This window comes from Phenylobacterium sp., from assembly GCF_036402295.1.
In the GTDB taxonomy this organism is placed as follows: domain Bacteria; phylum Pseudomonadota; class Alphaproteobacteria; order Caulobacterales; family Caulobacteraceae; genus Phenylobacterium.
On the sequence record NZ_DASWTE010000361.1, the window covers coordinates 1 to 21,974 of the forward strand.

General features: G+C 69.8%; 24 protein-coding genes. 20 read left to right on the forward strand and 4 right to left on the reverse strand.

The features are described from left to right. Nucleotides 1-80: 80 nt before the first annotated feature. From rpoZ to VGD44_RS21325, 10 genes are all read left to right on the forward strand, one after another. Complete coding sequence (rpoZ, locus tag VGD44_RS21280; protein WP_331090385.1) at nucleotides 81-440, forward strand: DNA-directed RNA polymerase subunit omega; 360 nt, start codon at nucleotides 81-83, stop codon at nucleotides 438-440. A gap of 71 nt (nucleotides 441-511) precedes the next feature. Then, nucleotides 512-2,719, forward strand: a complete 2,208-nt coding sequence (locus VGD44_RS21285) for a bifunctional (p)ppGpp synthetase/guanosine-3',5'-bis(diphosphate) 3'-pyrophosphohydrolase (protein WP_331090386.1) — start codon at nucleotides 512-514, stop codon at nucleotides 2,717-2,719. Between the two features lie 45 nt (nucleotides 2,720-2,764). Then, nucleotides 2,765-3,349, forward strand: coding sequence for an orotate phosphoribosyltransferase (gene pyrE / locus VGD44_RS21290; protein WP_331090387.1), 585 nt, complete (start codon nucleotides 2,765-2,767; stop codon nucleotides 3,347-3,349). After that, nucleotides 3,346-4,104: a pyridoxine 5'-phosphate synthase gene (locus tag VGD44_RS21295; RefSeq protein WP_331090388.1), complete on the forward strand. Its 759-nt coding sequence runs from the start codon at nucleotides 3,346-3,348 to the stop codon at nucleotides 4,102-4,104. The genes pyrE and VGD44_RS21295 overlap by 4 nt, the downstream gene beginning before the upstream one ends. Beyond that, nucleotides 4,101-4,499: a holo-ACP synthase gene (acpS, locus tag VGD44_RS21300; RefSeq protein WP_331090389.1), complete on the forward strand. Its 399-nt coding sequence runs from the start codon at nucleotides 4,101-4,103 to the stop codon at nucleotides 4,497-4,499. Before VGD44_RS21295 ends, acpS begins: the two co-directional genes overlap by 4 nt. Before the next feature lie 291 nt (nucleotides 4,500-4,790). After that, complete coding sequence (locus VGD44_RS21305) at nucleotides 4,791-5,399, forward strand: PEPxxWA-CTERM sorting domain-containing protein (protein WP_331090390.1); 609 nt, start codon at nucleotides 4,791-4,793, stop codon at nucleotides 5,397-5,399. 108 nt (nucleotides 5,400-5,507) lie between these two features. Continuing rightward, nucleotides 5,508-5,828 (forward strand): hypothetical protein, encoded by a 321-nt coding sequence (locus VGD44_RS21310; RefSeq protein ID WP_331090391.1) that lies wholly within the window; start codon nucleotides 5,508-5,510, stop codon nucleotides 5,826-5,828. 16 nt (nucleotides 5,829-5,844) lie between these two features. Next, nucleotides 5,845-6,432, forward strand: coding sequence for an SRPBCC family protein (locus VGD44_RS21315; protein WP_331090392.1), 588 nt, complete (start codon nucleotides 5,845-5,847; stop codon nucleotides 6,430-6,432). A 2-nt stretch (nucleotides 6,433-6,434) separates the two neighbouring features. Beyond that, a complete protein-coding gene (locus VGD44_RS21320) occupies nucleotides 6,435-7,838 on the forward strand; it encodes a PhoPQ-activated pathogenicity-related family protein (protein ID WP_331090393.1) in 1,404 nt (467 codons plus the stop codon). Between the two features lie 60 nt (nucleotides 7,839-7,898). Beyond that, a complete protein-coding gene (locus VGD44_RS21325) occupies nucleotides 7,899-8,432 on the forward strand; it encodes a hypothetical protein (protein ID WP_331090394.1) in 534 nt (177 codons plus the stop codon). Here VGD44_RS21325 and VGD44_RS21330 read toward each other — a convergent pair. Continuing rightward, a complete protein-coding gene (locus tag VGD44_RS21330) occupies nucleotides 8,429-8,800 on the reverse strand; it encodes a nuclear transport factor 2 family protein (protein ID WP_331090395.1) in 372 nt (123 codons plus the stop codon). The two genes, VGD44_RS21325 and VGD44_RS21330, sit on opposite strands and share 4 nt — an antisense overlap. 92 nt (nucleotides 8,801-8,892) lie before the next feature. Continuing rightward, nucleotides 8,893-9,789: an EamA family transporter gene (locus VGD44_RS21335; protein WP_331090396.1), complete on the reverse strand. Its 897-nt coding sequence runs from the start codon at nucleotides 9,787-9,789 to the stop codon at nucleotides 8,893-8,895. Nucleotides 9,790-9,969: 180 nt separating this feature from the next. On the opposite strand from VGD44_RS21335, the gene lepB reads away from it, so the two are divergent. From lepB to era, 3 genes are read left to right on the forward strand one after another with little or no spacing between them, the layout of a single operon-like run. Beyond that, entirely contained in the window at nucleotides 9,970-10,752 is a 783-nt protein-coding gene (gene lepB / locus VGD44_RS21340; RefSeq protein ID WP_331090397.1) for a signal peptidase I, read from the forward strand. A 10-nt stretch (nucleotides 10,753-10,762) separates the two neighbouring features. Continuing rightward, entirely contained in the window at nucleotides 10,763-11,482 is a 720-nt protein-coding gene (rnc, locus tag VGD44_RS21345) for a ribonuclease III (RefSeq protein WP_331090398.1), read from the forward strand. Then, nucleotides 11,479-12,414 carry a GTPase Era gene (era, locus tag VGD44_RS21350; RefSeq protein WP_331090399.1) on the forward strand — a complete coding sequence of 312 codons (936 nt, stop codon included), beginning with the start codon at nucleotides 11,479-11,481 and terminating at the stop codon, nucleotides 12,412-12,414. The genes rnc and era overlap by 4 nt, the downstream gene beginning before the upstream one ends. On the opposite strand, the gene VGD44_RS21355 is transcribed toward era, so the two are convergent. Then, nucleotides 12,411-14,303 (reverse strand): SGNH/GDSL hydrolase family protein, encoded by a 1,893-nt coding sequence (locus VGD44_RS21355; protein WP_331090400.1) that lies wholly within the window; start codon nucleotides 14,301-14,303, stop codon nucleotides 12,411-12,413. The genes era and VGD44_RS21355 overlap by 4 nt on opposite strands. 243 nt (nucleotides 14,304-14,546) lie before the next feature. Here VGD44_RS21355 and VGD44_RS21360 point away from each other — a divergent pair, with 243 nt between their 5' ends. The 3 genes from VGD44_RS21360 to VGD44_RS21370 all read left to right on the forward strand — a co-directional run bounded on the left by VGD44_RS21360 (nucleotide 14,547) and on the right by VGD44_RS21370 (nucleotide 17,132). Beyond that, on the forward strand, nucleotides 14,547-15,302 hold the full coding sequence (locus VGD44_RS21360) for a ThuA domain-containing protein (RefSeq protein WP_331090401.1): 756 nt from the start codon (nucleotides 14,547-14,549) through the stop codon (nucleotides 15,300-15,302). A gap of 48 nt (nucleotides 15,303-15,350) precedes the next feature. Further along, complete coding sequence (locus tag VGD44_RS21365; RefSeq protein WP_331090402.1) at nucleotides 15,351-16,163, forward strand: arylamine N-acetyltransferase; 813 nt, start codon at nucleotides 15,351-15,353, stop codon at nucleotides 16,161-16,163. Nucleotides 16,164-16,301: 138 nt separating this feature from the next. Then, complete coding sequence (locus VGD44_RS21370) at nucleotides 16,302-17,132, forward strand: thioesterase family protein (protein WP_331090403.1); 831 nt, start codon at nucleotides 16,302-16,304, stop codon at nucleotides 17,130-17,132. 4 nt (nucleotides 17,133-17,136) lie between these two features. Here VGD44_RS21370 and VGD44_RS21375 read toward each other — a convergent pair whose 3' ends face one another. Next, on the reverse strand, nucleotides 17,137-17,493 hold the full coding sequence (locus VGD44_RS21375) for a DUF1428 domain-containing protein (RefSeq protein ID WP_331090404.1): 357 nt from the start codon (nucleotides 17,491-17,493) through the stop codon (nucleotides 17,137-17,139). Nucleotides 17,494-17,634: 141 nt separating this feature from the next. Here VGD44_RS21375 and recO point away from each other — a divergent pair, with 141 nt between their 5' ends. From recO to parC, 4 genes are all read left to right on the forward strand, one after another. Beyond that, nucleotides 17,635-18,366, forward strand: a complete 732-nt coding sequence (gene recO, locus VGD44_RS21380; protein WP_331090405.1) for a DNA repair protein RecO — start codon at nucleotides 17,635-17,637, stop codon at nucleotides 18,364-18,366. A gap of 328 nt (nucleotides 18,367-18,694) precedes the next feature. Beyond that, complete coding sequence (locus tag VGD44_RS21385) at nucleotides 18,695-19,123, forward strand: hypothetical protein (protein WP_331090406.1); 429 nt, start codon at nucleotides 18,695-18,697, stop codon at nucleotides 19,121-19,123. Nucleotides 19,124-19,270: 147 nt separating this feature from the next. Then, complete coding sequence (locus tag VGD44_RS21390) at nucleotides 19,271-19,975, forward strand: PEPxxWA-CTERM sorting domain-containing protein (RefSeq protein ID WP_331090407.1); 705 nt, start codon at nucleotides 19,271-19,273, stop codon at nucleotides 19,973-19,975. 80 nt (nucleotides 19,976-20,055) lie between these two features. Next, on the forward strand, nucleotides 20,056-21,974 hold a 1,919-nt coding region (parC, locus tag VGD44_RS21395), incomplete at its 3' end, for a DNA topoisomerase IV subunit A (protein ID WP_331090408.1).

Here is a 21,974-nt window from a genome sequence, read left to right on the forward strand (position 1 = left end):
CTGCGACCTATGCGGCGTTGCACAAAAACGGCCGAACCTCTATCTTGCGCGGTTCTACCTCCCCGCCCTTGAGAGATTTCATGGCTCGCGTCACCGTCGAAGACTGCATCGAGAAGGTCCCGAACCGCTTTTCGCTGGTTCTGCTGTCGGCCCATCGCGCCCGCGCCATCTCGGCCGGCGCTGCGCTGATGGTCGACCGCGACAACGACAAGAACCCGGTCGTGGCCCTGCGCGAGATCGCCGACGACGTGGTGGACGGTGAGGAGCTGCGCGAGAGCGTCATCGCCTCCCTGCAGCGCGTCGACGAACGTTCGGAAGCCGAGGAAGAGGCCGAAACCCTCGCCCTGCTGGCCGATCCGACCCACATGCAGATGAGCGAGCTGGAACTGGTCCGCGCCCTGCAGAGCGACCGTGACGGCGGCCAGGAGGAGCGGTACTGAGCCCCGAAGGCGCAGAACCCCTCACGACCGAGGCGGCGACCCCACCCGCCGCCCCGCTTCAAGACGTTCCGATGAAAGCTCCGGTTGCGACGGGTCCGTCGCGGCCGAAGCTGCTTCGCCAGTTCGAGCTGATCGAGAAGGTCCGCTCCTACGACCCCACGGCCGACGAGGCGCTGCTGAACCGCGCCTATGTCTACGCCATGCGCCAGCACGGCTCGCAGAAGCGGGCCTCCGGCGACCCCTATTTCGCCCACCCCATCGAGGTGGCGGGCATCCTCACCGACTACCGCCTCGACACCGAGACTATCGTCACGGCGCTGCTGCACGACGTGATCGAGGACACCGACGCCACCCGCGAGAAGGTGGAGGACCTGTTCGGCGCTGAGATCGCCGAGCTGGTCGAGGGCGTCACCAAGCTCTCCAAGCTGGAACTCTCCCAGGAGCACCTGCGCCAGGCCGAGAACCTGCGGAAGTTCATCCTCGCCATCTCCAAGGATGTCCGCGTCCTCCTCGTGAAGCTGGCCGACCGCCTGCACAACATGCGGACGCTCCACTTCATCAAGCAGGCCGCCAAGCGCGAGCGGATCGCCCGCGAGACGCTGGACATCTACGCTCCGCTCGCCCGCTCGATCGGCGTGCACCGCATCTGCGAGGAGCTGGAGGAGCTGGCCTTCGCCCACCTGAACCCGGTGGGACGCAACGCCATCCTGCGTCGCCTCGAACAACTGCGCGCCGAGCAGGGCGGGGCGGTCTCGGCCGTCAGCCAGGAAATGGCCAGCCGCCTCGAGGCCGCCGGCATCCCGTCGCGGGTCTTCGGCCGCGAGAAGCACGCGTTCTCGATCTGGCGGAAGCTGCAGCGCAAGTCGATCGGCTTCTCCCAGCTGTCCGACATCTACGCCTTCCGGGTGATCGTCGACACCGAGGAGGACTGCTACCGCGCCCTCGGCGTCATCCACCGCGCCTGGCCCAGCGTTCCCGAGCGGTTCAAGGATTTCATCTCGACGCCCAAGCGCAACAACTACCGGTCCCTGCACACCACGGTGGTCGGCTACAGGGGCATGCGGATCGAGATGCAGATCCGCACCGAGGCCATGGACCTCGTCGCCGAAGAGGGCGTGGCTGCGCACTGGCGCTACAAGAACAAGTCTTACGGCTTCGACCCCGAGGCCCAGAAGGCCGCCGGCGGCCGCGACCCGCTGGTCAACCTGCGCCACCTCGTCCAGGTGCTCGAGCACGGCGGCGACGCCGAGGAACTGGTCGAGCACGCCAAGCTCGAGATGTACCTCGACCAGGTGTTCGTGTTCACGCCCAAGGGCCAGCTGGTCAGCCTGCCGCGCGGGGCCATGCCGCTCGACTTCGCCTACGCCGTCCACACCGACATCGGCGACACCACCATCGGCGCCAAGATCAACGGCGAGCTGAAGCCGCTGCGCACCACGCTCACCAACGGCGACGTGGTCGAGGTGATCCGCGGCGGCAAGCCGGTGGTGCCGCCGGACTGGCGCTCGCTCACCGTGACCGGCCGCGCCCGCTCGGCCATCCGCCGCCACATCCGCCAGACCGAGCGCGAGGAGTTCATCCGCCTCGGCCGCGCCACCGTCGACCAGGCCTTCGACGCCGCCGGCAAGTCGCGCAAGGAAGTCTCGCTGCGGCCCGCCTTCGAGCGCTTCGCCGTAGCCAACGAGGACGAGCTGTTCGACGCCGTGGGCCGCGGCCGCGCCACGCCCGCCCAGGTGCTGGAGATCGTCTTCCCGGGCCTGAAAGCCGCCGAGCGCGAGGCGGCCACCGCGCGCCGCCACATCACCGAGGGCAAGACCGCCAAGCTCTACGTCCGCGGCGGCGGCCTCACCCCTGGCGTCACCATCCATTTCGGCCAATGCTGCACGCCGGTGCCGGGCGACCGCATCGTGGGCATCCTCGAGAGCGACGGCCGCGGCCTCACGGTCCACACCATCGCCTGCGACAAGCTCGCCGAGTACGAGGACCGCGAGGAGCTCTGGCGCGACCTGCAGTGGACGCCGGAAGCCGAGCGGAACGCCACCGCCCGCGCGCGCCTGACGGCCACCATCCGCAACGCCCCCGGCGTGCTCGGCCAGGTCTGCACCGTCATCGGCGAGGCCGGCGGCAACATCGTCAACCTGCGCATGCACCACCGCCAGAGCGACTTCTTCGACGTGGACATCGACGTCGACGTCAACGACGCCCGCCACCTCACTCACATCTCCGCCGCGCTCCGGGCCAACCCGAGCGTGGAGGAAGTGGAACGGACCAAAGGCTGAAAGCGGCCCTTCCGGGACTGCGACATCGGCGCTATCTCGGCTCTCATGAACACCGAAGACGTCCTCGAAGAGTTCCGCGGCGCCGGCGCCTTGCGCGAAGGCCATTTCATCCTGGCCTCGGGTCGCCACTCGCCGATGTTCCTGCAGAAGAACCTGGTCTTCCAGTACGCCGACCGCACCGAGCGGCTCTGCCGGGCCCTGGCCGACAAGATCGTGGCCCAGTTCGGCAAGCCCGACGTCATCGTGGCCCCGGCTGTCGGCGCCATCATCCCTGGCTACGAGGTGGCCCGCGCCCTGGGCGTGCCCTCGATCTACGTCGAGCGCGAGGACGGCAAGTTCAAGCTGCGCCGCGCCTTCAAGATCGCGCCCGGCGCCAAGGTCGTGGTCGTAGAGGACGTGATCACCACCGGCGGCTCGTTCCGCGAGGCCGTTGAGCCGGTGGAGGCGGCGGGCGGCGAGGTGCTGTGCTGCGCCTGCATCGTCGACCGCTCGGGCGGGAAGGCCGACGTGGGCTGGCCGCTGGTGGCCCTGGCGACGGTGGACGTCCCGTCCTACGCCGCCGACGAGATCCCGCCCGAGCTGGCGGCGCTGCCGGCCGAGGAGCCGGGGTCGAAGAGGCTGCGCGCATGAGCAGGCTGAGGCTGGGGGTCAACATCGACCACGTGGCGACCGTGCGGAACGCGCGCGGCGAGGGCTATCCCGATCCGATGCGCGCCGCCGAGATGGCCCTGGCCGCCGGCGCCGACGGCATCACCGCCCACCTGCGGGAGGACCGCCGCCACATCTCGGACGCCGACATCGACGCGCTGGCGGTCATCTGCCGCCGCCGCGGCCGCCCGCTGAACTTCGAGTGCGCCGTGACACCCGAGATGGAGGCCATCGCGCTGGCCCACCGCCCGCACGCCGCCTGCCTGGTGCCCGAGCGGCGCGAGGAGGTGACCACGGAAGGCGGCCTCGACGTCGTCCGCGGCCAGAACACCATCGCCCCCGTGGTCCGTCGGCTGGCCGCCGCAGGCATCCGCGTGTCGTGCTTCATCGACGCCGACGAGGCGCAGGTGGCCGCCGCCAAGGCGGTGGGCGCGCAGGTGGTCGAGCTGCACACCGGCGCCTACTGCGAGGCCGTTCGCGAACGCCGGCCCCAGGCCGAGGCGCTACTGGCGGGCCTGAAGGCCGCAGCCGCCAGGGCCCAGGAGCTGGGCCTCGAAGTCCATGCCGGCCACGGCATCGACTACGAGACCGTCAAGCCCATCGCCGCCATCCCCGAGGTGATCGAGCTCAACATCGGCCACTTCCTGATCGGCGAGGCGATCTTCATCGGCCTGGGTCCGGCCATCCAGCGCATGCGGGCGCTGATGGATGAAGCTCGCGCCCACAAAGCCGCATGATCATCGGCCTCGGCTCGGACCTCTCCGACATCCGCCGCATCCAGGAGAGCCTCGACCGCTTCGGCGACCGCTTCAAACAGCGGGTGTTCACCGAGCTCGAGCGCACCCGCTCCGACCGCAAGGCCGACGCCGCCGCCAGCTACGCCAAGCGCTTCGCCGCCAAGGAGGCCTGCGCCAAGGCGCTGGGCACCGGCATGCGCCGCGGCGTCTTCTGGCGCGACATGGGGGTGGTGAACCTGCGTACCGGTCAGCCCACCATGCAACTCACCGGCGGCGCCCTGGCGCGCCTGCAGGAGATGACGCCGCCGGGCATGAAGGCGGTGATCCACCTCAGTCTCACCGACGATCATCCTTACGCTCAAGCTTTCGTCATCATCGAGGCTTTGCCCGAATAGTAGAGCTTGTTCTTTGCGAGCGTGTTGGCCTACTCAAGATTGAGTGGACTGCAATTATTCATAGAAATCCCGTTGTCCTGCGACAACCTGACGCGTATACCGCTGGGCGGATGTTCAAGCGCCCCTCGGGGTGCTGGTCGATGCGCTGGGGCTCGGTCCAAGCTTTACTTTAGGGCCAGGTCCGGTGACCCGTGGACGGGCGGGGGTGCGTAGGTGTTGCTGGCGCGGGGGCCTCCCGATGCGCTGCGCACGGTCGTCTTGCGTCCACGTGTGTCACGCTTGGAGGCTGCCATGAGAAACCTGTTCATCGCTGCGGCGGCTTGCGCCGTGGGCCTCGCCATGGCCCCGGCGGCCTCGGCCACCGTCGTCCTCAGCGACACCTTCGACGGCGAAGTCGCCGACGACCTCAACTGGGACGGCGACGCCACCTTCTTCGTCAGTGCGGGCTTCGTAGACCTGATCGGGGCCGGGGGTGCGTTCGACTTCTACCCGGGCAACGGCTCGTACATCGACATGGACGGCTCGGGCGGAGCGGGCGCCGACCCCGCCGGCGAGATCACCTCGTTCGCGAACTTCGCGGCCGGCACCTACAACCTGACCTTCGAGCTGGGCGGAAATGCGCGGGGCGCACCGGCCCGCACCACCCGGATCACCCTGGGCGACTTCTCCACCGAGATCACCCTGAACTCGGGCGATGCGCTGACCCTCTACGACTTCACCTTCACCACCACGGGCGGCCAGTTGGTGTTCCGCGAGCTCGGGCCGGCGAACTTCCAGGGCAACATCCTGGACGACGTCACCCTGGCGGCCATCCCCGAGCCCGCCACCTGGGCGATGATGATCCTGGGCTTCGGCGCAGCGGGCGCGATGATCCGCCGCCGCGCCTTCGCTCTGGCCTGACGGCCGGGCTTGCGGGAGCCTGTCCCGGCCGGGGCTCACCGGGACAGGCTTTCTCGCATCTTCCGCTTCTGGTGTAGGCTCTCCTCCGCAGGATCCGGGGAGGAAACGATGCGCACACTGATCGCCGCCGCCGCGGCCTTGGCGCTCGCCGCGCCCGCCGCCGCGACCACTCTGGAAGAGGTGACCGCCAAGGGCATCGTCCTCAGCGTCCAGGGCATGGATATCGACGTGAAGTACACGCCCGACGGCAAGTTCACCGCCATGGACGGCCAGGTCACCGGCGAGTGGCGGATCGACGGCGAGAAGCTCTGCACCAAGTCCAACTTCGACCCGAACGAGCAGTGCGTGGAGTATCCCAAGGACAAGAAGTCGGGCGACAGCTTCGACGTGACCGGCCCGCAGGGCACGGCGACCATCAAGATCAAGTAGCGGCGGGCGAGGGGACATGTCCGCCACCGCCACCGCCCACCGTCTGCCGCCCGGCTTCATCGAGACGCCGCACCCGCCGGTCGCCGGGCCGGAGAAGCTGGTCTCCCACGTCGAGACCGTGCTCATCGACCGGCCGTTCGCCCAGGTGGTGGCGGCTGTCGACGCCCTGCCGCTCGCCCGCCGCCATCCGCCCGCCGCCGGCCTGCCTGGTGTTGCCGACACCCTGGCGCTCACCCCGGACGGCTTCGGCCCGGTGGGCGGCCGCCACCTGGTGTTCCTCACCGACGACACTACCGTGGTCGAGCAGGTGTTGGAGAACACCCGCGCCGACACCTCCTGGCGCTTCCGCTACGTGGTCTGGGGCTACACCACGCCGGCCGCCAAGCCGCTGCGCTACGGCGTGGGCGACTTCCACTACGTGGCCGAGGGCGACAAGACGCGGCTCACCTGGACCTATTCGTTCGGATTGAAGCCCGACGTCTTCCCAGGTGTCCTGGGCGTCGGCCTCGGCGGCTTCCTCCTGAAGCTCGCGTTCCTGAACGGCCCCTACGCCGCCTGGATGCGCGCCGGCCTGGCCGCCATCAAGGCCGGGGCGGAGGCTTGAGGATGCCCAGGCTGTTTCGGGCGCTCGCCGCGGCGATGCTTGTCCTCGTCGCGCCGGCGATGGCCCAGCCCACGGCCGTCGACGCCTATGTGGCGCGCAAGGACCCGGCCTACGCCTGGCGGCTGGAGAAGACGATCCCGGGCGAGACCGCTGACACCTACGTCCTGGAACTCACCTCCCAGACGTGGCGCAGCGCCGCCGAGGTCGACCGGCCCGTCTGGAAGCACTGGCTCACCATCGTCAAACCGCACCGGCTGAGAAGCTCGACCGGTCTGCTCGTTATCGGCGGGGGCGCAAGCAGCGACCCGGCGCCGGCCAAGGCCTCGGACCGCACGCTGCGCATCGCGACCTCCACCGGCACGGTCGTGGCCGAGCTCGGCATGGTCCCGAACCAGCCGCTCCGCTTCACCGACAGCCCCGACCGGCCGCGAGTCGAGGACGACATCATCGCCTACACGCGCGTGAAGCACTTCTCGACCAAGGACGACACCTGGCTCGTCCGCCTGGCCATGGTGAAGAGCGGCACGGCCGCCCTCGACGCGGTGCAGGCGTTCCTCGCCAGCGACGCCGGCGGCAAGACCAAGGTGGACCGCTTCGTGGTCTCGGGCGGGTCGAAACGCGGCTGGACGGCCTGGCTGGTCGCCGCCACCGACGCCCGCGTCACGGCCGTCGTCCCCCTGGTGATCGACGCCCTCAACAGCGAGAAGATCACCCGCCACCACTTCGAGGCGCTGGGCTTCTTTTCATCGGCCCTGGACGACTACGTCGAGCACGGCCTCTTCCCGCACAAGATCGGCACGCCCGAGTACCGCGCCGTGCTGGCGATCGAAGACCCCTACAACTACCGCCAGCGGCCGCGCATGCAGATGCCGAAGTTCCTGATCAACGCCTCCGGCGACCAGTTCTTCCTGCCTGACAATTCCCGGTTCTATTACCGCGACTTGGCTGGTGAAAAGCACATCCGCTACGTGCCGAACGCCAGACACGACCTCGCCGGCTCGGATGCGGTCGAGAGCCTGATCGCCTTCCACGACGCGGTCGCCCAAGGCCGACTGCGACCCGTCTACGCCTGGGAGATGCGCGCCGACGGCGCCTTCATCGTCCGGCCCCGGACGAAGCCGCGCGAGGTCCGCCTGTGGCAGGCCAACAATCCCAAGGCCCGTGACTTTCGCCTGGACGTGATCGGCCCGGCCTACACCTCCGCCGTGCTCCAGCCCCGGCCCGACGGGACCTATGTGGCCGACGCGCCCAAGCCCGCGTCCGGTTTCACCGCCTACTTCGTCGAGATGACCTTCGATTCCGGCGGCCCGTTCCCCTTCAAGTTCACCACCGAGGTCGCGATCACCCCCGACACCCTGCCGTTCAAGTGGGAGGACGCCGCAAAGCGTTACCCGCGCAGACCCTGAGGCTGCGGAACCCTGAGGCGTCCAGCGCTTTTCAGCGCTGCAACAACTCAGGAGGGCCGCATGTCCAGGCTCTATATCTCCCTGCTCGCAAGCGTCGGTCTCGCCTTGGCGAGCGCTTCCTACGCCCAGCCCCCGGACAAGGGTGGCGGCAAGGACAAGACCGAGCAGAAGGGCCAGGCCGGCGGCGGCAAGGACAAGGCTGAGCAGGGCGGCGGCGAGAAGAAGGCCAAGCACAAGCACGTCAACGCCAGCGGCAAGCAGAAACTCGGCGCCAAGCTGAAGCAGGACGGCAAGCACAACATCGAGAAGCTCAAGGGCCGCGATGTGGTCGCCGAGGTGAAGGGCGGCAAGGTCAAGAACATGTCCGCCGGCGACCTGCCCATGAAGCGGGTCAAGACCAAGACCAAAATGGCCTACCAGGACTTCGGCGTAATCCGCGCCTCGTGGTCCGGCAGCTTCCAGCTCGCCCAGTACGATCCCTGGTACTACGGCTACTGCTTCGACGATGGGTACGAGTTCTACTGCTACTGGTACCCGGAGGAGGAAGTCGACTACCAGGACTACTACTGGGAGGACTACGACCCCTACTACTAGCCCTGCCGCAGGGTCTGCGCGGGGTCGTAGAAGAACACCTCACGCCAGACCTTGTCGCCGCGCCACTCCTGCCAGGCGATCTCCTCGAACGCGTTCACGTGCCCCTTCTTTGAGGTGAAGGTGAACCGCCAGTGGATCGCCACCCGGTCGCCGTCTACGACCACCGGCGAAAGCAGCTCGGTCTTCACGGAGGCGGCCCGCGCCAGCATCTGCGCCTCGCCGGCCATCAGCACCTCGCGGCCCACGCGCGGCGCCTCCTGGTTCTCCTGCATGGAGGCGTCGTCGGCGTACCAGTCGCGGATCGCTTCGAGGTGTTCGCCACGCAGGACCTGCGCCACGAAGGCCTCCACCGTTTCCCGCGCGGGCATGCCCGTCCTCCCAGCTCCCGTGAGTCGGAAGTCTATCTGGGAGCGCGGGCGTTGGCAGTCAGCACCGGCTGCGGCAACGGGTGATGCGGGCCTCAGGCGGCGGTGACCGCCGGCCGGCGCAGGATCGGCCACAGGGTGTTGAGGGCGAGGCCGCCCAGCACCAGCACCGCCGCCGTCAGCTTCCAGCTGGAGAGCGGCTCGGCGAGCAGCACCGCCGAGGCGCCCATGCCGAACACCGGCACCAGCAGCGACAAGGGCGCTATCGTCGCCGCCGGGTGCCGCGCGAGCAGCCAAGCCCAGGCCGTGTAGCCGAAGATCGTGTTGCCCACCGACTGCCAGAGCACCGCGGCCCAGGCGCCGGCGTCGGCGTGGACGATCGATTGCGAGAACGCCGGCCAGCCCTCGAACATCAGGGCGAGCGCGAACAGCGGCGGGGCCGAGAAGATGCTGGCCCAGACCACGTAGCTCAGCATGCTCACCGAGCCCGCGGCGCGCGCCACCGTATTGCCGCCGGCCCACGCGAGCGCGGCCACGAGGATCAGCCCCAGCCCCAGCGGCGTCACCTCGGCGTTGGTGTGCACCATCAGCCAGGCCAGCCCCGACGCCGCCAGCAGCAGGGCCACGACCTGGAAGCCCTTCACACGCTCGCCGGCGATCAGCATCGCGAAGCCGATGGTGAAGAAGGCTTGCGTCTGCACGACCAGGCTCGCCAGCCCCGGCGAGATCCACTGCGTCATGGCGATGTAGAGCAGGCCGAACTGGCCGACGCCGATCAGCACCCCATAGGCCGCCAGGTTCCACCACGGCACGGCCGGCCGCCTCAGGAAGAACACCGCCGGCAGGACCGCGAAGGTGAACCGCAGCGCCGCGAACGTGAGCGGCGGGAAATCGGCCAGCCCCCACTTGATGACCACGAAATTGGTCCCCCACACAGCCACCACCGCAAGCGCGAGCAGAAGATGCAGCGGGGGCAGGGAGTCGCGGACCATGCGCCTATGTAGGGCGCAAGACCCTGCTGTCACCGGGCCAGTTTGTCCCGACCGGCCATACCAATCTCGGCGACCCATCGCCCCATGTCGCATTGTTCATGGGCGCCGAACTTGCTCATGGGCTAGGGAGCAGCTACCCAGGCACCCGCTTCGGGACGCCGAAGCCCCTAGGGACGACTTATGAGCGATAACGTGCAGAGCGTGCAGACGCCTGAAAAGTCCGGCGCCGTCCATGAGATGGTCGAGATCGTCAAGACCATCGTCTACGCGCTGCTGATTGCGCTGGTCTTGCGCGTCATCTTCTTCCAGCCGTTCACGATCCCGTCGGCCTCGATGGAGCCCAACCTGTACGAAGGCGACTACGTCATCGTCTCCAAGTACAGCTACGGCTACTCCAAGCACTCGATCCCGTTCAGCCCGCCGCTCTTCGAGGGCCGCATCCTTGGGCAGCAGCCCAACCGCGGCGACGTCGTGGTCTTCAAGCTGCCCAGCGACGGCCACACCGACTACATCAAGCGCGTCATCGGCCTGCCGGGCGACCGGGTGCAGATGCGCGCCGGCCTGCTCTACATCAACGACAAGCTGGTGGTCCGCGAGCCGCTGGCGCCGGTCAGGACCGACGTCGGCTACGGCATGATCCGCGAGGTCGCCCGCTACCAGGAGCGCCTGGAGAGCGGCCGCACCTTCGTCACCCAGGACATGGGCGTCGACAGCGAGCTCGACAACACCGACGTCTTCGTGGTGCCCGACGGCCACTACTTCATGATGGGCGACAACCGCGACAACTCCTCCGACAGCCGCGTGCCGCCGGCGGCCCAGGGCGTGGGCATGGTCCCCGCCGAGAATCTGGTCGGCAAGGCCGAGATCATCCTGTTGTCCTGGAAGCCCGAGGCCTCGATCTTCAAGCCGTGGACCTGGGTCCTCGACGCGCGGCCCAGCCGGTTCTTCAAAGTCCTGAAATGAACGCCTGCCCATGAACGCCCGTGAGCGGGCGGTCGACGAGCTCGAGCGCCGCATCGGCCACACCTTCGTCGACCGTGAGCTCCTCGAGCGGGCGCTGACCCACGCGAGCGTGGGCGACGGGGCGCGCGAGGTGCGCCACAACGAGCGGCTGGAGTTCCTGGGCGACCGCGTCCTGAACCTCTGCGCCGCCGAGCGGCTGATGGCCCTGGATCCCGACGCCCGGGAAGGGGAGATGTCGCGCCGCCTCGCCAGCCTGGTGAACTACCACGCCTGCGCCCGCGCCGCCGAACGCGCCGGCCTGCCGCCCGCGCTTCGCCTTTCGGCCAGCGCCACGAAGATTGGCGCGCGCAGGTCCGACGCGGTCCTGGGCGACGCCTGCGAGGCGCTGATCGCGGCCCTCTACATCGACGGCGGGCTGGAGACGGCCAAGGCCTTCTTCGAGAAGTTCTGGGCCGACGAGTTCGCCCACGTGGACGCCCCGCGCGCCAAGGACCCCAAGACCCAGCTCCAGGAGTGGGCGCAGGGCCTGGGCCTGCCGCTGCCGGCCTACGAGGTGGTCGAGCGCAGCGGGCCCGCCCATGCCCCCAACTTCACCGTCGAGGTGAAGGTCCGCGGCTTCGAGCCCGAGCGCGGCGAGGGCGGCTCGCGCCAGGCGGCCGAGAAGTCCGCCGCCCAGACCATGCTATTGAAGCGCGAAGGCGTGGAATCCGAGGCAAGCCGAGAGCTATGACGCAAGACTCAAAGGCCACTCGGGCAGGCTTCGCCGCCATCATCGGCGCCCCCAACGCGGGCAAGTCCACGCTGACCAACCGTCTCGTCGGGGCCAAGGTCTCGATCGTGACGCAAAAGGTGCAGACCACGCGCTTCCCGGTGCGCGGCGTCGCGCTGGCCGGCGACACCCAGATCGTGCTGGTCGACACCCCCGGCATCTTCCAGCCGCGCCGCAAGCTGGACCGCGCGATGGTCCGCGCCGCCTGGGGCGGGGCCGAGGACGCCGACGCCGTCGTCCACCTGGTCGACGCCCCCGCCGAACTGGGCGACAAGCCCGCCGACCGCCGGGCCCAGGCCGACGTCGAGAGTATCGTCGCGGGCCTGAAGGCCGCGGGCCGCAAGGCCATCCTGGCGCTCAACAAGGTCGATGCGGTGAAGCGCGACGAGCTGCTCGGCATCTCGCAGAAGCTTTTCGAAACAGGGGTCTACGACGAGGTCTTCATGATCTCGGCGACCACCGGCTCAGGCGTCGACGACCTCAAGGCCCGGCTCGCCGCCCTGATGCCCGAGAATCCCTGGTTCTATCCCGAGGACCAGACCGCCGACCTGCCGGCCCGCCTGCTCGCCGCCGAGATCACCCGCGAGAAGCTGTACCTGCGGGTCCACGAGGAGCTGCCGTACTCGGCCGCCGTCGAGACCACCGCGTTCCAGGAGCGCAAGGACGGCGGGGTCCGCATCGAGCAGACCATCTACGTCGAACGCGAGAGCCAGCGGCCCATCATCCTCGGCAAGGGCGGCCAGACGCTGAAGTGGATCGGCCAGAAGTCGCGCGAGGAGCTGACCCAGCTGCTCGACCGCCCCGTGCACCTGTTCCTGCACGTCCAGGTCGACGAGAAGTGGGCCGACAAGCGCGCCTTCTACGGCGATGTCGGCCTCGACTTCGACGCCTAGGAGAAGATCCAGCCCGGCGTCAGCGTCGAGGCGGTCACGCCCACCAGCACCATCTGCGCCCCGCCGACCACACTGATCACCGTGTCCGCGCCCACCTGCGCCACCGACCACGAGCTCCCCGGCGCCACGTTCACCCGGTCGCCCTGCGCCAGGCTGAAGTCGGTCACCCGGTCCAGTCCCGCCTCGCCGAAGGTGTGGAAGATGTCCGCACCCAGGCCGCCGGTCACGGTGTCGCTGCCCGTGTCCCCGGCCAGCCAGTCGGCCCCGTCGCCACCGCGCACCAGGTCGTTGCCCTGGCCGCCACGCACGATGTCGTTCCCGGTTCCGCCGTCGCAGAGGTCGGCGCCCTGGTTGCCCAGCACCAGGTCGTTCCCGGCGTCGCCGTAGAGCTTGTCGTTGTCCAGGCCGCCCACCGCCCAGTCGTCGCCGGCCCCGCCGCGCGCGCTGTCGGCGCCGGCGGCGCCGTTGATGTCGTCGAAGCCGGTTCCGCCCGTGATCGTGTCCGCGCCCTCGTTGCCGCGCAGCACGTTGGAGCCGGCCGCCGCCCCGAGAGCGTCGTTCCCGGCCGAACCCTCGACCCGCACGTTCGTCCCCCGCAGGTCCGGCCCCTGCAGCACATAGCCGCCGGTCGTCACGCCGACGCCCGACACCTGCACGGTGTAGGTCCCGGTCTGGGGCGCGGTGAACTGCAGCCGCGCGTTCAGCCCCAGCCCGCCGTCGTCGTCCTGCCCGACCACCGCGCCGCCTGGCGCCAGCACCGTGATCCGCGGGTCGGCCAGCGTGCCGGACCCGCTGCTGATCCCAAGCGCGTCGATCGTATAGGTCTGCCCCGCGACCAGCTTGGCCGTGAAGCTGTCCGACCCGCCCAGCGCCTCCACCGCCTGGAACACCCGCGGGCCGGTCTGCACCGGGACCGGCGCTTCGGGCGCGCCGCCCAGCGACTCCAGGATGTCGGCCGCCGCCAGCGCGTGCGCCTGGGCAGACGGATGCACGTCGTCGAAGAACAGGAAGCCGCTGCCCAACGCCGCCAGCGCCCCCTGCTGCACGATCGTGCGCGCCTGGGTCAGGTTCGTGAGGCCGTACGCCGCCGGGTTCGCCGCCAGCACGTCGGCGTAGTCGAGCAGGCTGTAGCCGTGCAGCACGGCGCCCGGCGGCAGGGTCATCCCCTCCAGCGCCGTGCGCATCAGCCCGTCCAGCCGCGTGGAGTACTCGCTCGCCAGCGCGCGGCGCGCCGCCTCGTCGGTGATACCCGCGTAGTAGGGGATCAGCCCCACGTCCGGGATGCCCATGACCAGCACGTGGCGCGCGCCGAACTGGTAGAGCTGGGCCACCTCGTCGGCGATCTCGGCGGCGATGGCGGTGAGCTTGCTGGTCGCCGCCAGGCCCGTTACCGGCGCGTCGCTCTTCGGGACCATCTCGCGCACGTCGTTGCCGCCGACGGTGACGATGTAGAGCGCGTTCGGGTCGGCCGAAGGATAGTTGCGATAGGCGTCCGTCTGCTCGTCGAGATCGGGCACCAGCTCGCTGCCGCGGATCGCCTGCGCGCCGCCGTACGCCCAGCTCAGGTTGTTGCCGTCCGGCTTGCCGCCGATGGTGATCGGGATCCCCAGGATCGGATCCTCGAACCCGTACGGGAACGTCGTCTTCTGGGCCTTCAGGATCAGCTTGTTGGAGATCAGGTCGGCGAAGTTATAGCCGTCGCTGAACCGCCCCTGGAAATAGCCCTTGTCCGCCGTCGGCGCCCGGTCGGGCGTCGAGGTGAAGGGCAGGTCGTCCAGGAATTTGATCGCCTTCAGCGCGTTGCCTGGATCGACGAGACTGTCGCCGAAGACATACACGCCCGTAAAGGTGGGCAGCGGACCCGCCGCTGAGGTCTGGTACAACGCCACGGGTGCGCCCCTCGTCCGCCGGGTCGCGACCTTGCGCTCCCCCACGCGCGGATGACCCGACTTTCCGCGGCGTTCTCCTGCAACGTCAATGACTTTGGCGGCCCGGCCCGATCACGCCCGCGTGCTTGCGGCCAAGCTTTGCGCGCGGTCCGGGACGACTCCCAGCCGTTGGTCCTCGGATCGACTCGGAGGAAACCCAGGCGCGAGCCCAGTGGGCGCCGCCGACCCGTCAGGAGCACTCGCATGAAGATACTCCGCCTACTGGGAGCTCTGATCGCGCTTGCCGCGCCCATGGCCGTCGCGCTGCAGGCCCGCGCCGCGGATGCGCCCAAGGTCCTCGTGTTCCACCTCGCCACTGGCTACCGGCACGCCTCCATCGACGCCGGCGTGCCGGCGCTGAAGGCGCTGGGCGCCCGCGAGAAGATCCGCGTCGAGGCGAGCGACGATCCGAACGTGTTCAACGCCGAAACCCTGAAGGGCTACCGGGCGATCGTGTTCCTGAACGCCACGACCCAGCGCCAGAAGCCCGAGTCCGAGTGGCTGGCCGGCGAGCGTCGGGCCGCCTTGCAGGCCTTCGTCCGCGGCGGCGGTGGCGTCGTCGGCATCCATGCGGCCACGGATTCCCACTACGGTTGGGACTGGTACGGCCGCCTGATGGGCGCCCGCTTTGCCCGCCATCCGCCCGGGACGCCCAAGGGATCGCTGACGGTGGCGGACACCCGCCATCCCGCCCTCGGCGGCCTCCCGACGCGGTTCGACCGCGTGGACGAGTGGTATTACTTCGACGACTACGACCCGACGTCGCGACTGCTCGTCGCCCTCGACCCCGCCTCGATCGGGGAGCCCGACGTCAACCCCAACCCGATCTCCTGGGTCCGGACGTTCGAGGGCGGCCGCGTCTTCTACACCGCGATGGGCCACACGCCGGAGAGCTTCTCCGACCCGCTCGTCCTGAAGCACATCGCCGCCGGCCTGAACTGGGTGCTTCGGCGGCGCTAAGGACGAGCGCTCATTTTGCGCACAGGCGCGCTCCGCTTAGATGAAGCCATGATCGACCTCGACGCCTACTTCGCCCGCATCGGCTACTCTGGCCCGCGCGACGCCAGCCTCCCGACACTCCGCGCCCTTCACGCCCTCCACCCGGCGGCGATCCCGTTCGAGGCGATCGACTGCCTGCTGGACCGCGGCGTCGACATCTCGCCGGCCGCCGTCGACGCCAAGCTGATCCGTGGGCGGCGAGGGGGCTACTGCTTCGAGCACAACAGCCTCTTCACCCGCGTGCTGACCGCGCTGGGCTTTGAGGTCGTCGGCCTGGCCGCCCGCGTCCGCTGGAACATGGCGCCCGACGCGCCCGCCCAGCCGCGCACCCACCACGTGCTGAAGGTCGCCGCCGAGGGCCAGGACTGGCTGGTCGACGTGGGCTTCGGCGGCTGCGTCCTGACCGCGCCGCTCCGGCTCGAGCCCCACCTGGAACAGCCCACCGACCACGACGTCTACCGCCTGGTCCCGATCCCTGGCGGCTACACCCAGGAGGTGCTGCGCGAGCCCGGCTGGGTCCCCGCCTACGACGTCTCGATGGTCCCGTGCGTGCCGCGCGACTACGAGATGGCCAACTGGTTCACCTCCACCCATCCCACGTCGCACTTCCGCGCCAACCTGCTGGCCGGCCGCACGACGCCTGAGGCCCGCTACGGCCTCCTCTTCAACCGCTTCACGACCCGCCCCGTCGGCGGCGCGCCCACCAAGGAAATCCTCGACGCCGACGGCGTCGAACGCGCGCTCCGAGACGTCTTCGGCCTCGCCGTCGAACCCTCCTGGCGCCCCATGATCGAACGCGCCGCGGCAACTCCGCCCGCCTGAGCGCGCCGCAGGCGATCCTGATACCCGCGGACTCACGCGGATAGGCGTGGACTGGCGCGGTTCCCGTCCGCGTGTTTCCGCGGGCGATCTCCTTCCGCTATTTCGTGACCCAGCGTCGCCTGGGTTAGTAGAGGCGGTATGAGTCTGACCGACACGCATGCGATGACGCTGACGCCCACGGCCCCCGGCCGCTGGACCACGACCGCCGGCCCCGAGTGGCGCAACCCCGGCGGCGGCCTGTGGGGCGGCTATGCGATCGGCCTCGCCATCCGGGTGATGGAGGCCGAGCCCGAAGCGCTGGGCGAGCCCCTGTCGCTCACCCTGACCTACGCCGCGGCCCTGCCGGCCGGCGAGCTCGACATCCGTACGCGCCGGCTGCGCCAGGGCGGGTCGATCGGCGTCTGGGAGGTGGAGATCCATCCCGCCGGCTCCGACCAGGTGGGCGTCCACGCCATCGTCACCATGGCGCGGCGGCCGAGCACGCCGGCCTTCGCCTTCGCCAGCATGCCGGCCGCGCCCGATCCGGAGAGCCTGCCCAGCCCGGACATGATGATGCCCGGCGCCTCGCAGCACTTCGGCGCCCAGGCCTTCGAGCGGCGCACCGCCGAGGGTTTCCCGCCGCGGCCCTCGACCGACTCGCGATCCCTGGCCTGGGTGCGCTCGCGCCGCGGGCCGTGGGACAAGGCGCTCCTTGGCATGGTCACCGACAACTCCGCGCCGCGCGCCTTCTACGCGTTGGGCCCGACGGTCAGCACCACGACGCTCTCGCTGACGGTCTACTTGCACGCCTCCAGCGAGGAGATCGCCGCGATGGGCGACGACTACCTCCTGATCGAGTGCGAAGGCCGGGTCGGCGGCGGCGGCGCCTCTGACGAGCGTTCCAGCTACTGGAGCCGTGACGGCAAGCTGCTGGCCACAAGCGAGCAGCTCGCCTGGTACCGCGAACGCCGCCGCGAACCCCCGGAATAGCCGCTTAGTCCCGGCCCAGCGTCACCAACGGCGAGAAGCAGCCCAGGATCAGCCGCTTCGCATCGAACGGCGGGGCGCCCGCCGCATCCATGCGCGGGTCGTCGTGCATCTTCGCCTCGGCCGCCTGGAAGAACGCGCGGTCAGGCCAGACCTGCCAGGTGAACACGATCTTCTCTCCGGCCTGCGCCGCCACGGCCTTGCGGAAGTCGGTCTGCTTGCCGTCGGGGACGAAGTCCTCCCAGCACTCGACGATTTCGAGGCACCCGTACTCCTGGAAGAACTGCGCGCCGTTTTCCGCCCACCGGCGATAGGCGTCCATCCGATCCTCCGGCACGGGGATCACCAGGCCACAGACGTACATGGTCAAAGGCTCCTCGCTCTGACGGCCAGTTCCCGTTTTCCAGGCGCGGCCGGACGTCGAAGTATGCGACCGCGGGAGCTGATTCCTGTCAGCAGCGTTGCGGGGCTGGATTTCCGCGGCCGGGACCCACAGCTTGCGCCGATGGAGTTCACCGACGACGCCTTCGTGCTCTCGGCCCGCGCCTTCGGCGAGAGTGGGGCGATCGTGGAGCTGCTCACCGCCAGCCACGGCCGCTACGCCGCCCACGTGGCCGGCGGGGCGTCCAAGCGGATGCGGCCCTTCCTGCAGGCCGGCGCGCGCGGCCTCGTCCGCTACCGGGCCCGCGTCACCGAACAATTGGGCTCGGCGACCCTCGAGCCCCAGGGGGAGGGGCCGGCCGCGCTCTTCGACGACCCCCTGGCGCTGGCGGGCGTCGCCGCGGCCGCCGCCGTCGCCGCCGGCGCGCTGCCGGAACGCGAGCCCCACCCCGGCGCCTTCCTGGCCTTCGAGGCGCTGAGCGCCGCCTTCCTGCACCCCGAGATCTGGCCGGCCGTGTTCGTCCGCTTCGAGGCGGGCCTGCTGCAGGACCTGGGCTTCGGCCTCGACCTCTCCAAGTGCGCCGCCACCGGCGCCACCGACGACCTGATCTACGTCAGCCCCCGCACGGGTCGCGCCGTCAGCCGCGACGCCGGCGAGGAATACAAGGACCGCCTCCTGGTTCTCCCGGGCTTCCTGCTCTCGGCCCAGTCGCGCCTCATGCCCGGCGACATCGGCGCCGGCCTCGACCTCACCGGCCACTTCCTCGAGGCGAACATCTTCGGCCCCCTGAACCGCCCCCTGCCGCCCGCCCGCGTCTGGCTGCTCGAACGGTTGAGAGAGGCGGGGCGGCTGTAGAGGAAGCCATGCAGATCGAAGCAGCTGTCAGGTACGTGACGGGCGAAATGGCCGCGTCGGCGGATCAGGCTGTCGAGCCTCTGGCGGCGGCCCTGGCGCGCGCCGTAAGCGTCAAGCTGGCTTGTCTCGCGCCCGGGAAAGCCCTAGAAGCCGCGCCGCTATGACCGCCCGCAAAGCCAGCCAAGCCAACACCCAGCAACGCCCCTCCCGGGCGGAGCTTGCGTGCGCCTCGGCCTGACGGTCGGTTCCTAGGCAAACCTGCAAGCCCCGCTTCGGCGGGGTTTTTCATGTCCGGGCCCCGCCGAGCCCCTTTCCCAAGGAGTTCGACATGCCACCCTCTTTCTCAGACGCCGACATCGACCGCATCGCCCGCGGCGTCATCGACCGCACCCTGCCGAAGCCGGAGTGGACCCACGCCGCCCACTTCGCCGCGGCCGTGTGGATGCTTAGCCGCCCAGACCGCGACGCCTTCCGCGAGATGCCGGCCCTGATCCGCGCCTACAACGAGGCCACCGGTGTCCCCAACACCGACACCGAGGGCTACCACGAGACCATCACCCGGGCCTCGCTCCGCGCCGCCCGCGCGCACCTCGCCGACCGCCCGGCCGCGCCGCTGTCCGAGGCGCTGACTGGGCTCCTGAGCGGTCCTTGCGGTCGCTCGGACTGGCTGCTGCGCTACTGGACCAAGCCCGTCCTCTTCTCGCCCCAGGCCCGCCGGACGTGGGTAGAGCCCGACGTCCAGCCACTGCCGTTCTGAGGCGACGGACGGTCCAGCGGCAATTCTGCAGACCCGGCCTGCAGGAGCACCGATTGCGGCGTTACGGCCACGCTCGTAGCTAAGCCCGGCGCGCAAGCAACCCCATCACGGCCGCCCTCCGGGGCGCCTCAACAGGACCCTACGAACATGAAGACCTGCCTCACGTGGCTGGCCCTGCCAGCCATCGCGATCACGCTCGCCTCCGCCCAACCCGCGGCCGCCGCCGTGGTCACGTACACCTACACCGGCTACGTCGACACCGGCGTCGACCAGATCGGCCTGTTCGGCGGCGGCCCGCTCGACGGCCTCGCCTTCACCGCCGTCTTCGCCCGCGACGACGCGCTGGCGGACGACCTCTCGGTGGGCGACGTCTTCAGCTACGTCCGCGGCCCCGAGGCCGTGAAGGCCAAGCTTGCCATCGGCGGGACGACGATCGACGTCGGCGGCGTCGGGGGCGAGCAGAGCCAGTACGACGACGGGGCGTTCGAAGGGTTCTTCCACTCGGCCTCGAGCCTGCTGGGCGGCTTCAGCCTGGGCGCCTCCACCATGGGCACGTTTGCGCCCACCCTCGGCGACGTCCTGCCCGGCCCCGACTACCACACGCTCTCCAACTTGGACCCCAGCGCCACTCCGGGCTTCGCCTGGTTCGGTCGTTTCGACTTCGGCGCCCCGGATCCCAACGACGAGACCCGCGGCCTGTTCACCAACGGCCGCTTCGTCCCGACCGCGCTGGTCGTCAGCCCGGAGCCGGGCGCCGTCCCCGAGCCCGCCACCTGGGCGATGATGATCCTGGGTTTCGGCGGCGTCGGCGCCACGTTCCGCCGCCGCCGCGCGATGGCCGCGTTCGCGTAAGCCTCAACCGCGGTCGGGGACCTGTGGATCGCGACGCTCTGCGCCGCGACGCGAATCCCCGGCCGCGCTAGAGAAGGGGAATGCCTCTAGACGTCCCGCCCGGCCCGCCTGCCGAACCCGACCGCATCATCGACGAGCCGCTGTCCGAAGCGCTCTCGCGCCGCTACCTCGCCTACGCGCTCTCGGTCATCACCGACCGCGCGCTGCCCGACGTGCGCGATGGCCTCAAGCCCGTGCAGCGCCGCGTGCTCTACGCCATGCGCGAGATGCGCCTGAACCCCGACGCCGCCGCGCGCAAATGCGCCAAGGTGGTGGGCGAGGTGATGGGCGGCTACCACCCGCACGGCGACCAGTCGATCTACGACACCCTGGTCCGCATGGCCCAGCAGTTCGCCCAGCGCTACCCGCAGGTCGACGGCCAGGGCAACTTCGGCAACATCGACGGCGATAACGCCGCGGCCATGCGCTACACCGAGGCCAAGCTGACCGTCGCCGCGATGCTGCTGGTCGACGGCATCGACGAGGACGCGGTCGACTTCAAGCCCACCTACGACGGCTCCGACGAAGAGCCCGTCGTCCTGCCGGCCGGCTTCCCCAACCTGCTCGCCAACGGCTCCACCGGCATCGCCGTTGGCATGGCGACGTCCATACCGCCGCACAACGCCGGCGAGCTGATCGACGCCTGCCTCAAGCTGCTGGACGATCCCGACGCGTCGGTCGACGCCCTGATGACCCACGTCCAGGGCCCGGACTTCCCCACCGGCGGCGTCATCGTCGAGCCGCGCGCCTCGCTGCTGGAGACCTATTCCACCGGCCGCGGCGGCGTCCGCGTGCGCGCCCGCTGGGACAAGGAGGACACCGGCCGCGGGACCTACCAGATCGTCGTCACCGAGATCCCCTACCAGGTGAAGAAGGCCGACCTGATCGAGCAGCTCGCCGAGCTGATCGACAATAAGAAGGCCCCGCTGCTGGGCGACGTGCGCGACGAGTCCGCCGAGGACGTCCGCCTGGTGCTCGAGCCCAAGAGCCGCAACGTCGAGCCCGAAGTCCTGATGGAGAGCCTCTTCAAGCTCTCCGACCTCGAGACCCGCTTTTCCGTCAACCTCAACGTCCTCGACGCCCGCGGCACGCCCGGGGTCATGAACCTGAAGCAGGCGCTCAGCGCGTTCCTCGCCCACCGCCGCGAGGTGCTGGTCCGTAGAGCCCGCCATCGCCTCGCCAAGATCGAAGCCCGCCTGCACATCCTCGACGGGCTGATGATCGCCTACCTCAACCTCGACGAGGTGATCCGCATCGTCCGCTACGAGGACGAGCCCAAGCAGAAGCTGATCGACACCTTCGCGCTCTCCGAGCTCCAGGCCGACGCCATCCTCAACACCCGCCTGCGCCAGCTCGCGCGGCTGGAGGAGATGGAGATCCGCCGCGAGCACGCCGAGCTCTCCGAGGAGCGCGACGGCATCACCGCCATGCTCGCCTCCGACAAACAGCAGTGGAAGCTGGTGGGGCAGGGGCTCAAGGACACCAAGGCCCAGCTCGCCAAGCTCAACGTCCGCCGCTCCACCTTCGCCGACGCCCCGGTCGTCGACGCCGAGGCCGCCATGGAGGCGATGATCGTGCGCGAGCCGATCACCATCATCCTCTCCGAACGCGGCTGGATCCGCGCCGCCAAGGGCCGCGTGGAAGACCCCTCCGAGCTGAAGTTCAAGGAAGGCGACAAGCTCCAGTTCCTGGTCCCCGCCGAGACCACCGACAAGCTGCTGATCTTCGCCAGCGACGGCCGCTTCTTCACCCTGGGCTGCGACAAGCTCCCCGGCGCCCGCGGCCACGGCGAGCCCTTGCGCCTGATGATCGACCTCGACGACAAGGTCGGCCTCATCGACGTCTTCCCGCACAAGGCCGGGACCAAGCGCGTGCTCGCCTCCAAGGAGGGCTACGGCTTCATCCTGCCGGAAGAGGAGGCCATCGCCTTCCGCCGCGCCGGCAAGCAGGTGCTGAACGG

Excerpts from the sequence above, each read along its gene's own strand:
- VGD44_RS21385 (WP_331090406.1), top strand. The coding sequence starts at position 18,695 with ATGCCACCCTCTTTCTCAGACGCCGACATCGACCGCATCGCCCGCGGC.
- VGD44_RS21320 (WP_331090393.1), top strand. The coding sequence starts at position 6,435 with ATGCCCAGGCTGTTTCGGGCGCTCGCCGCGGCGATGCTTGTCCTCGTC.
- VGD44_RS21325 (WP_331090394.1), top strand. The coding sequence starts at position 7,899 with ATGTCCAGGCTCTATATCTCCCTGCTCGCAAGCGTCGGTCTCGCCTTG.
- VGD44_RS21335 (WP_331090396.1), bottom strand. The coding sequence starts at position 9,789 with ATGGTCCGCGACTCCCTGCCCCCGCTGCATCTTCTGCTCGCGCTTGCG.
- VGD44_RS21310 (WP_331090391.1), top strand. The coding sequence starts at position 5,508 with ATGCGCACACTGATCGCCGCCGCCGCGGCCTTGGCGCTCGCCGCGCCC.
- recO (WP_331090405.1), top strand. The coding sequence starts at position 17,635 with ATGGAGTTCACCGACGACGCCTTCGTGCTCTCGGCCCGCGCCTTCGGC.
- rnc (WP_331090398.1), top strand. The coding sequence starts at position 10,763 with ATGAACGCCCGTGAGCGGGCGGTCGACGAGCTCGAGCGCCGCATCGGC.
- VGD44_RS21370 (WP_331090403.1), top strand. The coding sequence starts at position 16,302 with ATGAGTCTGACCGACACGCATGCGATGACGCTGACGCCCACGGCCCCC.
- VGD44_RS21305 (WP_331090390.1), top strand. The coding sequence starts at position 4,791 with ATGAGAAACCTGTTCATCGCTGCGGCGGCTTGCGCCGTGGGCCTCGCC.
- VGD44_RS21315 (WP_331090392.1), top strand. The coding sequence starts at position 5,845 with ATGTCCGCCACCGCCACCGCCCACCGTCTGCCGCCCGGCTTCATCGAG.
- pyrE (WP_331090387.1), top strand. The coding sequence starts at position 2,765 with ATGAACACCGAAGACGTCCTCGAAGAGTTCCGCGGCGCCGGCGCCTTG.
- VGD44_RS21360 (WP_331090401.1), top strand. The coding sequence starts at position 14,547 with ATGAAGATACTCCGCCTACTGGGAGCTCTGATCGCGCTTGCCGCGCCC.
- VGD44_RS21330 (WP_331090395.1), bottom strand. The coding sequence starts at position 8,800 with ATGCCCGCGCGGGAAACGGTGGAGGCCTTCGTGGCGCAGGTCCTGCGT.
- VGD44_RS21365 (WP_331090402.1), top strand. The coding sequence starts at position 15,351 with ATGATCGACCTCGACGCCTACTTCGCCCGCATCGGCTACTCTGGCCCG.
- acpS (WP_331090389.1), top strand. The coding sequence starts at position 4,101 with ATGATCATCGGCCTCGGCTCGGACCTCTCCGACATCCGCCGCATCCAG.
- VGD44_RS21295 (WP_331090388.1), top strand. The coding sequence starts at position 3,346 with ATGAGCAGGCTGAGGCTGGGGGTCAACATCGACCACGTGGCGACCGTG.
- era (WP_331090399.1), top strand. The coding sequence starts at position 11,479 with ATGACGCAAGACTCAAAGGCCACTCGGGCAGGCTTCGCCGCCATCATC.
- VGD44_RS21285 (WP_331090386.1), top strand. The coding sequence starts at position 512 with ATGAAAGCTCCGGTTGCGACGGGTCCGTCGCGGCCGAAGCTGCTTCGC.
- rpoZ (WP_331090385.1), top strand. The coding sequence starts at position 81 with ATGGCTCGCGTCACCGTCGAAGACTGCATCGAGAAGGTCCCGAACCGC.
- VGD44_RS21390 (WP_331090407.1), top strand. The coding sequence starts at position 19,271 with ATGAAGACCTGCCTCACGTGGCTGGCCCTGCCAGCCATCGCGATCACG.
- VGD44_RS21375 (WP_331090404.1), bottom strand. The coding sequence starts at position 17,493 with ATGTACGTCTGTGGCCTGGTGATCCCCGTGCCGGAGGATCGGATGGAC.
- lepB (WP_331090397.1), top strand. The coding sequence starts at position 9,970 with ATGAGCGATAACGTGCAGAGCGTGCAGACGCCTGAAAAGTCCGGCGCC.